The sequence below is a fragment of the Treponema primitia genome, from assembly GCF_046533075.1.
In the GTDB taxonomy this organism is placed as follows: domain Bacteria; phylum Spirochaetota; class Spirochaetia; order Treponematales; family Breznakiellaceae; genus Termitinema; species Termitinema primitia_B.
This window is the reverse complement of record NZ_JAJQRB010000046.1, coordinates 86,655-101,043: the sequence shown is the minus strand read 5'-3', so window position 1 is coordinate 101,043 and position 14,389 is coordinate 86,655. Positions and strand designations below refer to the sequence as shown.

Here is a 14,389-nt window from a genome sequence, read left to right as displayed (position 1 = left end):
ACATCGAAATATAACCGTAATTTAATTACTTGTCATATAATGAATTACTTGATTTCAAGATATACAAATCTAGTATCGCCCAACGTTGTAAGTATTTACTGTATAGAAATTCATACAATTTTTTCCCCTCTGCCCAAATTATTACCGTTGTCTTACGAAAATCAGCCAATTATGGTATAATACTCCTAAAAGGGTCCATCAATGAAAGAAAGCGAGTGGATAACCAGAAAAACCAGGATAGATACCCGCCTCACTTCCTTAAATCCATCATGGGCCATCATTCCCTATACAGAAGGGATGGATATTACCAGGTTAAAGGCCCACGCGATTGAAGAGTACCCTACTGCGAACGGACCCGCCGATTACGCCTTGGTGGTGAAGGGCAAATTATTGGGAATTCTTGAAGCCAAAAAAGTCAGCATCGGCGCCCAAAATGTACTTGAACAAGCCAAACGATACGCTGCCGGGTGTAAAAAAACGATTGGTTCCTGGAATGATTTCAAGGTACCCTTCTTATATGCATCTAATGGAGTTGAGATTCATTTTGCCGATGTCCGGGAGGATGGCTATTATTCCCGGGAAATCCTTGATTTTCATACTCCCGATGCTATGGAAGAACTTTTTAACAGGGACTATGATTTGGCGCGGGAATGGCTCAGTACTACCCCAAATGAAATAGATCGGCTGCGGCCTTATCAAAAGGATGCCATAAAAGCGTTTGAGATCGGCTTGTTAGAGAAAAAACAGCGGATGATGCTTGCCATGGCAACCGGAACGGGGAAGACCTTTACCGCTGTATCAATGATATACCGCCTCTTAAAATCCGGTTATGCCAAACGGATACTCTTTCTGGTTGACCGGCGAGCCTTAGCCGCCCAGGCGGCACAGGCTTTCGCAGCCTTCGACACTCCGGAAGGGAATAAGTTTGATCAGGAATATGAGGTATTTTCTCAGCGTTTTAGAAGGGAAGATTTTGAGGACGGTGAAGTATTCGATATCGGCGTTCTTCCTAATGCCTATTTAACCCAGCCGACCAACAGCCATACATAGGGGGAATCGGTAATTTACTATTCTTTATCCTCTATTAATAATGTTTTATATTCAGTTAAGTATTTTTCCCCCATTGATTCTTCAACGGAATATGTTTTTTCATTGACTTGTATTCTTGAACTACTACTAGCTAAATTCAAAACCTCTTTTGAAATAATAGTAAATGTTTTATTTAAATTCTCCTTTGCGCTATCGTCAACATCTATTCCAGCTGACTTTAATTTTTCGAATAAATCAATTTCAGTAACGAGGTAATCTGCGAGCTCTTTTTTTCTTGCTAATTTTCCTTCAAATGTAAATTTATTAAATATAAGTACAATTAATTTATCTAAAATTTCGCAAATAATTTTTATGATATTTTTATCACCAAGTAATTTATCAAGAAATGAGCCGGATTCAATTTTTATGATTTTCAAATCTATAGTTTCACTATTGATATAATATCCAATTTCATCATAAATTATCTGAATAGAATTAAAGTGTTCAATAAATTTAGAGAAATCAATATTTTCATTAAAGAAATGTAGATAAATTTCTGCACCGCTCTCGGCCATGTCTTTACCTATTTCTGTTTCGAGCCTTTTTACATATTCGCTTATTTTTTTGTATTCATTATTAATCTCCTTGTATTTATTTAAAGCAACATTAATACTTCTGAACATTACCATTAAATCGTTATGATTCTTACTTTTAATGTAAGAATAAATTTTAGTAGTTACTTCATCATATAAGGACAGTAACTCTTCAATATTATTTATTTCATCCGTAAAATTCAGATATAGATTTTGAGTTTTTTTATCTGAAATTGATTTTTTTATATTTATTAAGTCCAAATGATTTTTTAACATATCAAAATTAGTAGCAAAAGTGTCCACCTGATTTATTATTTCTCTTCTTGAATTTGTAATTTGACTTATGCTGTTTGTATCTAACCCTCTTGAAATAACGAGGTCATTGATAATATCAATTTTTCTATCAATTCCGTCCAATAATTTTAATATATCGGTAGTATAAGAACTCAGTTTATTTATTTCTACTAACATATTATCATAGAGCGCCATTAATTCGTATGATGTCATATTTACCTCTCTTATTTTGCCTTCATTATCGTTTTTGCCATATTTGGCCCCTAGCTTCTTACTTCATGCTTTTCCCACTCATAATACACCTTAAAATGATTTCCGATTTTCCACGAAAGTATACCCTCCCGCTGTAATCTACCCACAACAATACCGGGCGCAATTCCGATTTCTCTTGCAAAATGCCCAATATCCGTTAATGCAGGAGGTTTATGATCCTGAAGGAATTTTTTCAATTGTACAGGTGGGATAAGTTTGTCACGTGCAAAAGCATTTGCTTCTTCTTCCTTTTTATTTTCCTGCTGGGTACCTTCAAGAAAAAAGTCCTTGCGGCCATGTTTTAGTATATGCCCGATCTCATGAAAAAACGTAAACCAAAACTGATCATTGCTTTTTAGATAAAAACTAAGCTGTATTACAGGTTTGTCGCCGATCCATCGTGTTGATCCATGACAGCCGATTTTTTTCAGCGCCGGCACAAAGACCACTACTACTCCTGTCCCGGAACACAAATCAACGAGGGCGGGAATGAAAATTTCAGGGTCTTTTTCCATGGTTAATGCACGTATTTTGTCAATGTTTTCCAGAAGACGTTTGCTGTCATAAAGAGCGCATTTTATCTGCTTCGCCTCAATTTCCCCCTGCCTAAGCCATGCAGATATAGCTTCAACGCTTTTTTCCTGCTTGGTTGTTTGCCGGTAATTAACTTCCAGATTACCCCAAAAAGTAACCCATTGATTGGGAGAGGCAATGCCAAAAAAACGCAATAGAATTTCCAGTTGTTCAACTTTATCCTTAGTTTTTTGAATCCAGCCCAGTTTAGCCATCTCATTAATAGGAAAATTATCAAGCCAGTGTAATTGAGCTTCCATGCGCATTTTTTCCGCCAATCGGACCTTATCACCCTGATAATTGCGTTCCAGATTACTCCAATATTGAGCGGAGCGGCCTAGGGTACGTTCCAATTTTAGAGCCGTTTCGGAACTTATAGGCTCTTTTGCCTTAATAATTCCATTTATAGTCTTTCGTGTAAGACCGGTTCTGTCAGATAATTCTGCCTGGGTGATATTTAATCCCTCAAGAAAGTCCAAAAGAACTTCTCCGGGGGTGACTAAATAATCCGGCAAATAGGTGTTCTTTGTTACGTTACTCATGGGTATCTTCTATTCCTTCAATTCTAATAGCGGTCACCTTGGACCAATCAAGGCCCCCATCTTCCGTTTTTGCAACCGGATCATGGTCAGGGACAAAAATAAGGCGATAAGGGTGATCCAAATCTACCGACAATTGCCCTTTCCTGTTTCCGGTTAATTCATGACACCGGGCCGGATGTTTATAAGGTGGCCAAAATTCCATCAAATTCGGTGCAGCCCTCAAATCAGCCAAGCGTATACGAATCAGCTTTGCTCGTTTAGCGCCATGTATTGTATTGAGCTTGGCTTCCATACTAAGCTCTTTTTCCAGTTTGGTATTCTTAAAATATACGTCCAAACCCTAACTCCTGTCAAGTATTATTAACCTAATAGGTTAATAAATACAAGGGCCTTGCCCCCAGAAATTTTTATACCTGATAGCCGAATTCGCCATTTATTTTCTCAAAGCAGACAGAGGAGGCGCCGTCTTTCTTTGAAATCATTTTCTACTTGTATGACAAAAATGGGAAAAATGTCAAATACCCGTATTGAGATACGGGGGAAAAAGCGGCTGTCATCAACCCGGGCTGAAATATGCCCACCAGTGGTTAATTGTTCCACTTTGCACTCGATTCTATCAGCCAAACCCGCCACTTCCTTTTGTCCGCTGTCAAACCCTAGCGCAAGGACATTTGCAGGCTTTCGTTTTGGCAACAAGCTGTTGCCAAATTAGGACAAATTCACTGGTGGCTGGCTCTCATTTTTAGGGCATCAGTATAAAATAATCGTTGGGGATGAAGATTTTTACTTGAGACGGAGTTGGGGGGATTGGGTGAGATATCGGTAGCCCGTTTTGAATTGCCCCGATACCCCACGGCAATGATTGCGTCCAGGTTATAGTGCTTGATACGATAGGTTTTGCCATCCGAGGCAGTTGCCGAGAAATTCTCGGTAACTGCTAAAAATGAATTGTCCTCTCCCGAGGTGCTATCAAAGCAAGATGCCGCTGTTGAGTGGTGTGAGATTGCTACGGATTACAATGCCGACATAGGGAAAAAGCCGTGGATATACCTCTTGATACCGCATGACGAAGTAAAAGATAATATGACCTTAATAAGCTTTAGAAGGTTAAAATAAAGACAAAGAAAAGCCAGGGGATATAGCATTGAAAAAAGAGTTCGAATCGAGCTGCATAAACTTGGCAAGGAAGTATTCAGCATGAATATGGTCCCGCATGAAGAATCCCAGAAACTCCTCTCAGAAATAAGCAAATTGCAGGACACCTTGGCTGCTCTATATTTTGAAAAGGATGAATTACAATTTCAGACATGCAAAAATATCGAGATGGAATACATGCTTAAGATCGGTGTTCTGGAATACAATCTTTATGAAATAGAAACACAAATTTTGCGCATAAAGCGCAAATTAGAATTGATCCGTCAAAAAATAAACCGTCAGGAAATATTTATTATTGAATCAATAGAAAAGCAGTTGGATATCGAATATGAGGAATATACCAAAAAGCTCAAAGTCCAATATGAAATTTTCCAAAACGCACTTACCCGTAAAGAAAGTGGTTTTCTTGACAAGGACAAGGCCAAAGAAGTAAAGAAATTGTATGGTGTTATAGTCAAAAAAACCCACCCCGATTTATTGCCTGAACCTGACAACGCAAAGAACGAACTTTTCCTTAAAGCGGTGGAGGCCTATAAAAACGGGGATTTTGAAACCCTTTCCGCAATCAGTCTCATGGTAGACAAACCGGACCTGCAATCCGCAAAACCCAGTACCATGGAAGAATTGAAAAAGAAACAAGTCTCCTTGCAGGAGCGGATTATCAATATCACGGCTATTATTGCAGATATAAAGAAGTCTTTTCCTTATGATCAAATTGATTTCTTAAATTCCCCTGAACTGGTTGAACAGAGAAAAAATGAACTGACTGAAAAAATCAATGAGTATAATACTGTCTACAGCCAATACGAGCAAAAATTAAATGAATTAACAGGGGGTACTAAGCAATGAATGATATTATTAAACTCGATGAAACAAATATTGTAAGCATCCTTCATAGCGAAGGTGCCATCAAAGCAGCCGGAAAACCCTTTGTCAAGCAGATTTATTTGGTAGACGCGCATATCGCCGGAACCATGTATGTTGATAACATTGATGAATTAGAACCAAACCTTGTGGTGGGTAAGAAATTGAATTTTTTCCGGGAACCGGATAACCCTCATGACAAACTCGCCATTGTAGTAAAAGATGACCGGGGCAATAAAATCGGCTACGTTCCTCGAAATAAGAATGAGGTTTTAGCCAGACTTATGGATGCCGGAAAATTGATTTATGGAACCATTCATGAAAAGGAATATCAAGATGATTGGCTTAATGTTTCCATGCAAATTTATTTGGATGATTAGGAAGCGGTAAAAATCCGGAAGAATGAAAGAAAAGTATTACTCAATTGACAAAAATAGGCGGTGAAAGAGTTGAACTTCCCTATCCGGTATATCAGACCGGTGTAATCAAACCGATATACGAACCGCCTTTACAACAGGTGTAGGACGGGAATTGAACCCGCATAAACTGGATCCACAATCCAGTGCATTACCATTCTGCCACCTACACAGAGACATCGACAGGATTTGAACCTGCGGTTGAGGATTTGCAGTCCTCCGCCTTACCACTTGGCCACGATGCCTTGTTACGCCTCGACGGGGAATCGAACCCCGGTCATTGGATCGACAATCCAACATTCTAACCGTTGAACTACCGAGGCAGTATTACTAAGAGTGAGAGTTGAACCGACAATATCTACGTCCCAAGCACAGCTGTCTGCCGTTGGTCTACTCTCCGAGAAACTACGAAATCCATTTGGATATAAAAAAAGCGGCAAACCCATGAGGTCTGCCGCCTAAAAAAATCCAAACATCCATATATGCTTGTATTTAGACGGCGCCTCCTGAATCGCTAATGTCACAATGATTGCGATCAAATGATTTTGGGAAAAATACAAATTTGGACGATGCCTTTGTCTTCATACTTAATTTAGTATCTCACAAGAAAATAATAGTGTCAAGAGGTTTTAATTATTTTTATTATAACTAAATCCTTCAGACCCTCGGTTTGTTTCGCAAAATGCCGTTTCAGTAGACCGGGTATCCTCCAACTGGCCCGGGTTGGTCATGGCTACCTCGCCCTCAAGTATGCCGCCGGATATGGTCAACTTTCCGGTTTCTACCAGAAGTATAGCGGGATGTGCCTGCCGTATGCTCATATCACTTGCCGGCTTAGCGGGTTTTGTAACTTCTCTTAGTATATCGGTAATTGTTTCCTCGGGTTTTTCTTTGCAGTCCTGGGGGCTTATATAGGTATTGTCAAAAACAGCCCCGCCGGATATAAGGGTTTTACCGAATATAGCCAGCCCATTCCCCATCACAGCGGCGGTGTTTTTTGTAATTGCGCCATTCTCCATTGAAAAAACACTATCGGTCAGGACATAAACCGCCCCGCCGCAACCGTTGGTAGAGTTATAGGCCACGTACCCGTTTTTCATCGTAAAGGCGCCATTTTTTCCGGCAACTTGAACGCCTCCTCCGCCTAGACCGGCCTCATTATAACTGACTATTGCCATTGAATCGGTGGTAAAAGCGCCTTCGGTGTAAACACCGCCTCCCCAATTACTTGCGTTATTTTCGGAAATGTCCCCAAACAGATAGTTGAAGACAGCGCCCTCCGCAACATAGACGCCGCCTCCGGATCCTCCGTCCGGTACTTCACTCCGGACTGTGACGGCACGGTTTTTTTGGATTAAACCATCATACATGGTAAAGACCGCCCGGTCGTCAACATACACACCACCTCCATTTCCGGAGGGAACCATGATCCCCCCAATCTTTGCATCCCCTTGGCCGCCAACATAGTTTTTTTCGATAGTACCGTCATGCATGGAAAATTCAGCGTCGAGTCCCACAAAGATACCCGCCCCTGAAACGGCGGCCGTATTGTCGGCGATACAGCCTCCGTGCATGGTAAAGACGCCGCCATCATCGGCGAATACTCCGCCGCCAAACATCTTGCTGCTGTTTCGGACAACAGCTCCATCCCGCATGATAAATTCGCTATCCCTTCCCACATACACACCGCCGCCCATGCCTATCCCGACATGGTTGTCCGAAATTTCACCGCCCTCCATGATCAAAGTTCCCCCCTGGATACAAACCCCTGAGCCACCGTTGATGTCTGCCGAACCACCCCGGATCACGATGTTATCCACCATGCATACGCTGTTACCATCGGAAATATATATTACCTGTTTATCAAGCCCATCGGCATCCAGTATTCCGGGCCGTTCCGGGCTTTCTCCTCGAAGGAAAATCGGCGGCAGTCCCTTTCCGGAAACATCGATCATCGCCATCCGCGCCGCAGGTTCGGTAATGGTCCCGGAGATGACAATTTCCGCTTTTTCGTAGGATTTCCACACAATTTTCCCCAGCGCCGCCGCAATACTCCACAGAGGGTTTTGCTGGCTCCCGTCATTTCGGTCATCCCCGTTTTCTGAAACAAACAGGGTAATTTCCGTATTTCCATTCATAGTTTCTCCTTTTCCCGCTCCCTGCCCAAATTTTCGTCGACCCTTATGTTTTTCTGTATACAAATCCAGTGAAACAGTGACATATGTCACCCCTCCTGCCTTTCATTTGTTAATTTTCTTGTAAGTATCAAGGGTTGTTTGAATCCACTCACTTTTAAGCTTTACACACTGATATACCATGTATTACCATACATAAGAATTCTAAAAAGAGGCTTAGATAAATGGAAATAGCAAATAACATCTTTTCGCTTGACTGTGTTCTTTGTCCATGCATATCAGCATAGGTTTTGACTCCTGCGCCTTTCCAAGGTTTTCCGAAGCTATAGAAGACTTGCCTAACAGAACAAAGCACCGTTAACTCCCGAACAAAAGCATCATGCTATCCGCGATCCTGGGTGTGTAAATCTTTCTCCGGAGGAGTTTATACAATGGCACCCTGTCAATGGTATGACTTGGGAGGAACGAGCTCGACGGATGAAAGAGTCACATTAAGATCGGCCTCCGTAAACTTTCCGCCTGACAGAAAAATGGGCGGATACCGGTGAAATTGTAATTGTAATAAGCGGGTATCATAGTACTTTATGAATATACCCTGTATGTTTTTTAATACGATTTTGGCGGCCTAGGCTTTTCGGACAGATTTCAGTATTTTGTAACTCTTTACTATATAACGAAATAGATAATATTCTTCGTGGATTAACCAACATGGCACGGTATTTGCTAGTATTATGGTATGGAAGGGATGAATCTTAATAAAAATAGTTTTAGCATTTCTCGTTTAATGGGTTTCGATGCGGAGGCCTCTGAGCTCCAGGAAATAAAGACCGAACTGGTCAGAAAGTCCATGCATTTTCTTATTGCCCTTAGCCCCAGTATGGCATCCCTGAACCGCCCCCTCACGGCGGCAATTCTTATGGTGGGGACCCTTTTCTATGCCGTTATGGAGACCCTCCGGCTTTCCGGTATTGAGGTTCCCCTGGTGTCCTCCCTTACCAGTATGGCTTCCCGGCCGCGGGACCGGGAACGTTTTGTGCTTGGCCCGGTTACCCTGGGTTTAGGCGCCCTGCTGGCGTTGCTTCTGTATCCCTCCCCGGCGGCGTCCATCGGCATTTATGCCCTGGCTTTTGGTGATGGTTTTGCCAGTCTTATCGGTAAAACTTTCGGCAAGCACCGCCCCGATTTTATGTTGGGTAAGAGTATCGAAGGGTCTCTGGCCTGTTTTGGCGCGGTATTTGTTACCGCCTATGGTGTTTCCCGAAGTTTTAAGGTGGCCTTTATAGCCGCCATAACCGCGACTCTGGTGGAAGCCCTCCCCCTAAGGGACTATGATAATCTTGCCTTGCCCATAAGCGTTGGTTTTGTGGTGCAGATGTTCATCCTATAAGAAAAGCGTAAATCAGCAAAAATTCTCAATTTTCCTTTGACATAAACTTGTCTGATGGGTACAGTCGTCATATGAACCAATACTTCATTGAAGGCGGTGTTCCCATCAGCGGGACTATCCGGGCCAGCGGTAATAAGAACGCCGCTTTGCCCTGTATTGCCGCCGCCCTCCTTTCCGATGAGCCGGTGATACTCCGGAATATTCCCGATATTGAAGATGTCCAGGTGATGTTTTCCATATACCGGTCCTTTGGCGGGACCGTGGAAGTCTTGGGGCCGAATGCCTACCGGATGAAGCTGGGGAATATCAGCTCCTCCGAGGTGCCCCTGGAATATGCGCGGAAAATCCGGGCGTCTATCCTTTTTGCGGGGCCCCTTTTGGCAAGGACCGGGAAGGTGGTGCTGCCGCCGCCCGGGGGGGATGTTATCGGCCGCAGACGGCTGGATACCCACTTTCTGACGCTTACCGAATTGGGCGCCCAGGTGGAAATTAACGGCGCCTTTAACTTTACCGCTGCGGAGCTTCGCGGGGCGGATATTTTTCTGGACGAAGCTTCGGTAACTGCTACGGAAAACGCCGTCATGGCAGCGGTTCTGGCCAAGGGGGAAACCCTCCTGACCAACGCCGCCAGCGAACCCCACGTCCAGGACCTTTGCCGTATGCTCAGCGCCATGGGCGCCCGTATCGATGGTATAGGCTCCAATATCCTCAGAATAAACGGCGTGAAAAAGCTTTCGGGCTGCGACTTTGAGATTGGCGCGGACTTTATGGAGGTGGGTTCCTTCATCGGCCTTGCGGCGGTTACCGGGGGGGAACTCTCAATCGAAGGTCCCCGTTTCCAGGATCTGCGGCCTGCAAAGATTGCCTTTGGCAAGCTGGGGATAGTCTGGGAGCATGAAGGGTCCACCCTCCACGTTTCTAAAAACCAGGAGATGGCGGTGAACTGCGACCTGGGGGGGATGATTCCCAAGATAGACGATGCGCCCTGGCCGGGTTTTCCCCCGGATCTAACCAGCATTATTACGGTGGTAGCAACCCAGGTTACCGGTACGGTTCTGGTTCACGAGAAGATGTTTGAATCCCGGATGTTTTTTGTGGATAAGCTCATCGGCATGGGCGCACGGATTGTACTCTGCGATCCCCACCGGGCGGTGATCTCCGGACCTGCAAAACTGGCGGGGTCGGAGCTGCAGAGCCCGGATGTGCGGGCCGGTATGGCCATGGTTATCGCGGCCATGTGCGCCGAGGGCCGGAGTGTTATCCGCAATGTTTATCAGATAGAACGGGGTTACGAAAACTTAGTGGCGCGGCTCTCTTCTCTGGGCGCCAAGATCCGCGGAGTCGAGGACTGAGCGAACCAAAATTTCTTCGTTCAGGGATCCTTTTTGACGGGGATATAGTCAGGGTCCAGGGCCTGGCGGATAAAAACAGCCTCCTTCAAGGCCCGCTCCCCCTGGGCCAGGGATTCTAATTCCTGCCCCAGCAGCTTAAGATCTCCGAAACCGGAACGCCGGGCGGTTAAACTTTCCGCCAGGAGATCCGGGTTCAGCCGATCCGTCATGGAAAGGGCGATCTTACAGAAGGTTTCCATCAGGGGAAGGGCCGTAGAACTTTTGGGGAAAATATACAGGGCGCTGCGGATTACCCGCTCGGAAATAAGTTCCACCCCCTCGCTTTTACCCATTACGGCTTCTGAAACCGGAAGGACCTCTCCATCTCCGATAGCTCCCTTGCGAAACAGCAGACCCGGTTCGGCAGGCCTCACCGACTGGGAAACGATTATTATCCCCAAGGCACAATAGGCGGGTAAACCCGGAACACCCTCATTAAAATCAATTTTTCCGGGCGCCTCAAAATATCGCGTTGTTTTTCTTTTTATACGAAACTGACCAATTAATGACTGAAGTATACACCCTAAAAAAACCCCAATCAGAATTCCTGTTATCCCTCTAACAGCTCCGATAAGCGCCCCCAGGAGGGGACCTATCCAATTTTTAACGAACGAAAATTTCATTGTACTATCCATGTTGGGATGCTAAAAATATTAAGGACATGATGAAACAGAGCAATACCCCGGCGACAGCGATTATGATGGCCGTCGAAAATCCCAGGGAAAGGAGCATCCAGAGCCCCAGGATATTAGAAATTCCCCGGATTAAATCTATCATCCAGTTGAAGACCAGAGGGATAATGACAAGCATGGGGAACCCCAGGTACCGGGGCTTCGTTTTTGCCCGGAAACGCCAGCCTATGATGATGGCCAGAATAGAAAGGGGTAAAAGGCTTATCGGATCGGAGATACGGCGCATAATTTCCGCCTGGAATACCTGCGGGATATACCCGTAGTTTCCGAAATCTTTGCCCATGGCTAGTAGATCCACCAGGAAAAGACTGTCCACCCTGCGCCGGGCTTTGGAAAGCCGCAGGAAATGTTCGTAGGTGGTATCCAGGGCTATCTGAGCATCCCCCAGGTCGGAATGGCCCGGACCGGTCCATACGGGCTCCCACCGGATCGTTTCATCGTACCGGCTAAGGGCTCGCAGCAGGATAAGCAGCCTGGGCTTTCCCTGGACCGTCATGGGGATAAGTTTGGCATACCGGGCTTCCATCTCGTAGAGAGCTTGGTTGTTTCCGTCAAAGGCAACAATCTCAAGACCGATGGCGTAGGAGAAATCCGGGTAGGTCATGAGGGAATCGGCCCGCATCACGACCCGGCCCCCGGGAGTCCCTGAGGACGGCTGACCAACTGCCTGAGCTGTGGGTACCAAGGGGATAGAGAATACCGCTCCGGTAAGGTTTTCCCCGATACCCGCCTCTATTTCATCAAGAAAGAAGGCAACCTCGGTGGTTCCTTTCTCGCTCATGCCGAGGAATTTAACCACATCCGGATCTTCCGGGCTTAGTTCAGTAAGCTCCCTGAAAATATAATAGGCGCGGATCCAATCATTGGAAACCATAGCCTCATAGCCTTTCCGTTTAAGATGGTACAGGGAATAGTTTTGGGCTTCACGGATACCGGGCTCCATAGAAGAGACAGCGTTCCAGGCAAGGCTTGCCGTCCGGGCAGCTTCCCGGGCTTCAATACTCCCTGCCCTGGCTAAATGGGAGGCCAGGGTGGCAAGCCAATGGGCGTCATAGTACCGTTCTTCGGCTAAGGCTGTTTTAGCCATATTCAGGGCTTCCGCAGTATCCCGTACCGCCTTCCGTAGAGCCGCTTCGTCTTCCCGGTTTGCGGACCCCTGTCCCAAAACCGGCCGGATACCACTTCCGGAAAATTGGACAGTCTCTATCCCTACGGTGACCGTTGCCCTGGCCTGTTCCATAATAGAACTCAGGGGCCATATATTTTCACAGATCGCGAGAAAATGGGATGCCTCCTGCCAATTTCTTTGTGCCGCGGCTATCTCCGTCCTTTCCTTAGCTATTTTGAATAGTTCACCCTTAAAGCGCATATTCGATTGGTATTCCTCGGCAAGGGGAAAGGCGATAAAGAACAAAAGCCCGTAGCATGCGGCGGCGATTATAGCGGCAAGGATAGCCCCCTGAATCTTTTCGATAAATTTTAGGGAGAACCGGGGAAAATTTTCTTCCTCATCCGTATTAAATCCAAAGGGAATAACCAGGGATGCCATGGTCAAAGCCGGAAAGAGATCGATAAAATCCAAAATACCCTGCGTAAAACGCCATTGTAAGGAAAAATACTCCAGAGGGATCGCCCCGCCTGGGAAAACAAAGCGGTAGGCCACCACAACGACAAAGGAAACCAAGATATAGATGATAAAAATTCCTACCTTGTTCCCGGCGAATTTCTCCGCAGAGGAAACAAGGCTCTCCCGGTTTATCATTGGCGCCCTTCCCGCCGCTTCTTTTGGCGCGGCTCATGGCCCACCCCGATCCGGCCGCGGACCAGACTACCCAGGAATGTATACAGAAGGATAAGCAGAGCGAGTCCGGTAAAAATAACGGGGCTTATTATAGAGGCGTCTATCCGGTTGTCAAAAAAATTGAGGATAAAGTCCTGTACGATCCGGGAATCGACGAAGGTTTGAAATGCCAGGATGCCCCGGAATACCAGGGCGCCGGAAAAAAGATTTGCCAGGGGCCAGGAACTGAGATCCAGCACAAAGCGGAGGGACACCAGCAAAAAGACAAGAGCGCCCGCATAAATAGCGAAGGGAATGAGCCCCTTACCCAATCTGGTTTCAAACTGATCCGCCACCAGGGCTGAATCGACGAGAAAGCCGCTCGTCAGGTAGGATTTTTCATCCCTAAAGGGGGCCGGAGGCAGGGCTATGATGGTATTATTAGGCCCCGAAGGCAGTTCCTGATAGATCAAAGGACGTCCGGGGATTGATACCATCCGGGGACTCCCCGCCTCACCGGGATCACCCAGGACCACCATTACCGTATCCCCCTGGGAAAGAATAATTCCCGGGGAGCCCAGGGTTTTCAGTTTTCCGTCGGTGTAGCTTGATGAAAACAGAGGTAGTTGGAGGGTATCGTCGGATTTAAGGTGGAGGAGACCCAGGGATACCCCCAGGACAGCGCCGCCGGCCAGAATAAGGAGACAAAAAATAGCTACAGGCATGGGAATAGCCTGCCGGGCGGTATAACTGAGGCTTAACAGGATAGAAATATACAGGACCAGGGGAACTATTTTTTGGAGGGCGGAAAGGAATTCCCGCAATTCCACCGGGGGGCCGATGGGAATGGTCCGTGCGGCATCCAAGGCAAGCTGGATGTACCGGAGAACCCCACCGAGAACGAAGGCTATGATAAACATGAGGCTAAAAAAGAGCACCAGCCGTGCTATATTTTTCATTATCTCTAGCCTAGCATGAGAAACCCCGGTTTGCAACATGGGGGAAAAGCTTTTCGGGCGCCTGCATATACACAGTTTATGCACAGAGAAATACTTGGTGATTTTGCATGGGTTTTTAGGCGGACAAGGAAAATTTAGGTAAATCTAAACGGAAAAAACATTAAATATAGTAAATAAAATGTATAATTCTTTGTATTATATAGAATTATAAATCAAACTATAATTCCGGGATACATAGAAAAACCATCGGTGTATAAAAACTGATACACCCGCCTTATAATTCCCAGGGTATCAACAATTTATCCACAGGTATTGAACATAATACAA

General features: G+C 45.5%; 14 protein-coding genes and 4 tRNA genes. 6 read left to right on the top strand and 12 right to left on the bottom strand.

The window, feature by feature from the left end; translation table 11 throughout:
- Window positions 1-201: 201 nt before the first annotated feature.
- Window positions 202-1,050, top strand: a complete 849-nt coding sequence (locus LQZ19_RS09550) for a DEAD/DEAH box helicase family protein (protein ID WP_411047440.1) — start codon at window positions 202-204, stop codon at window positions 1,048-1,050.
- A 17-nt stretch (window positions 1,051-1,067) separates the two neighbouring features.
- Here the strand turns inward: LQZ19_RS09550 and LQZ19_RS09545 are convergent, their stop codons facing one another.
- The 4 genes from LQZ19_RS09545 to LQZ19_RS09530 form a co-directional block, all read right to left on the bottom strand.
- Complete coding sequence (locus tag LQZ19_RS09545; RefSeq protein ID WP_411047439.1) at window positions 1,068-2,129, bottom strand: hypothetical protein; 1,062 nt, start codon at window positions 2,127-2,129, stop codon at window positions 1,068-1,070.
- Window positions 2,130-2,179: 50 nt separating this feature from the next.
- Window positions 2,180-3,283, bottom strand: a complete 1,104-nt coding sequence (locus tag LQZ19_RS09540) for a HigA family addiction module antitoxin (protein WP_411047438.1) — start codon at window positions 3,281-3,283, stop codon at window positions 2,180-2,182.
- Complete coding sequence (locus tag LQZ19_RS09535) at window positions 3,276-3,620, bottom strand: type II toxin-antitoxin system RelE/ParE family toxin (protein ID WP_411047437.1); 345 nt, start codon at window positions 3,618-3,620, stop codon at window positions 3,276-3,278. The genes LQZ19_RS09540 and LQZ19_RS09535 overlap by 8 nt, the downstream gene beginning before the upstream one ends.
- A 382-nt stretch (window positions 3,621-4,002) precedes the next feature.
- Window positions 4,003-4,170, bottom strand: a complete 168-nt coding sequence (locus LQZ19_RS09530; RefSeq protein WP_411047460.1) for a hypothetical protein — start codon at window positions 4,168-4,170, stop codon at window positions 4,003-4,005.
- Window positions 4,171-4,180: 10 nt separating this feature from the next.
- On the opposite strand from LQZ19_RS09530, the gene LQZ19_RS09525 reads away from it, so the two are divergent.
- The 3 genes from LQZ19_RS09525 to LQZ19_RS09515 all read left to right on the top strand — a co-directional run bounded on the left by LQZ19_RS09525 (window position 4,181) and on the right by LQZ19_RS09515 (window position 5,682).
- Window positions 4,181-4,399 carry a hypothetical protein gene (locus tag LQZ19_RS09525; RefSeq protein WP_411047436.1) on the top strand — a complete coding sequence of 73 codons (219 nt, stop codon included), beginning with the start codon at window positions 4,181-4,183 and terminating at the stop codon, window positions 4,397-4,399.
- Window positions 4,400-4,480: 81 nt separating this feature from the next.
- The gene (locus LQZ19_RS09520; RefSeq protein WP_411047435.1) at window positions 4,481-5,287 is read left to right on the top strand and encodes a hypothetical protein; all 807 of its coding nucleotides are present in this window, start codon (window positions 4,481-4,483) and stop codon (window positions 5,285-5,287) included.
- Entirely contained in the window at window positions 5,284-5,682 is a 399-nt protein-coding gene (locus tag LQZ19_RS09515; RefSeq protein WP_411047434.1) for an HIRAN domain-containing protein, read from the top strand. The genes LQZ19_RS09520 and LQZ19_RS09515 overlap by 4 nt, the downstream gene beginning before the upstream one ends.
- Window positions 5,683-5,736: 54 nt before the next feature.
- Here the strand turns inward: LQZ19_RS09515 and LQZ19_RS09510 are convergent.
- The 5 genes from LQZ19_RS09510 to LQZ19_RS09490 form a co-directional block, all read right to left on the bottom strand.
- Window positions 5,737-5,810, bottom strand: a tRNA-Ile gene (locus tag LQZ19_RS09510).
- Between the two features lie 8 nt (window positions 5,811-5,818).
- A tRNA-His gene (locus LQZ19_RS09505) sits at window positions 5,819-5,890 on the bottom strand.
- Between the two features lie 2 nt (window positions 5,891-5,892).
- Window positions 5,893-5,963 (bottom strand) — tRNA-Cys (locus LQZ19_RS09500).
- Between the two features lie 6 nt (window positions 5,964-5,969).
- Window positions 5,970-6,041, bottom strand: a tRNA-Asp gene (locus tag LQZ19_RS09495).
- A gap of 306 nt (window positions 6,042-6,347) precedes the next feature.
- Window positions 6,348-7,856 carry a hypothetical protein gene (locus LQZ19_RS09490; protein WP_411047433.1) on the bottom strand — a complete coding sequence of 503 codons (1,509 nt, stop codon included), beginning with the start codon at window positions 7,854-7,856 and terminating at the stop codon, window positions 6,348-6,350.
- 733 nt (window positions 7,857-8,589) lie between these two features.
- Here LQZ19_RS09490 and LQZ19_RS09485 point away from each other — a divergent pair.
- The gene (locus LQZ19_RS09485; RefSeq protein ID WP_411047432.1) at window positions 8,590-9,240 is read left to right on the top strand and encodes a diacylglycerol/polyprenol kinase family protein; all 651 of its coding nucleotides are present in this window, start codon (window positions 8,590-8,592) and stop codon (window positions 9,238-9,240) included.
- A 71-nt stretch (window positions 9,241-9,311) separates the two neighbouring features.
- Window positions 9,312-10,592, top strand: coding sequence for a UDP-N-acetylglucosamine 1-carboxyvinyltransferase (gene murA, locus LQZ19_RS09480; protein ID WP_411047431.1), 1,281 nt, complete (start codon window positions 9,312-9,314; stop codon window positions 10,590-10,592).
- A gap of 20 nt (window positions 10,593-10,612) precedes the next feature.
- On the opposite strand, the gene LQZ19_RS09475 is transcribed toward murA, so the two are convergent.
- The 3 genes from LQZ19_RS09475 to LQZ19_RS09465 are packed head-to-tail and all read right to left on the bottom strand — an operon-like array spanning window position 10,613 to window position 14,062.
- The gene (locus LQZ19_RS09475) at window positions 10,613-11,254 is read right to left on the bottom strand and encodes a hypothetical protein (protein WP_411047430.1); all 642 of its coding nucleotides are present in this window, start codon (window positions 11,252-11,254) and stop codon (window positions 10,613-10,615) included.
- Between the two features lie 4 nt (window positions 11,255-11,258).
- Entirely contained in the window at window positions 11,259-13,085 is a 1,827-nt protein-coding gene (locus LQZ19_RS09470; RefSeq protein WP_411047429.1) for an LptF/LptG permease family protein, read from the bottom strand.
- Window positions 13,082-14,062 carry a hypothetical protein gene (locus tag LQZ19_RS09465; protein ID WP_411047428.1) on the bottom strand — a complete coding sequence of 327 codons (981 nt, stop codon included), beginning with the start codon at window positions 14,060-14,062 and terminating at the stop codon, window positions 13,082-13,084. The genes LQZ19_RS09470 and LQZ19_RS09465 overlap by 4 nt, the downstream gene beginning before the upstream one ends.
- Window positions 14,063-14,389: the final 327 nt, after the last annotated feature.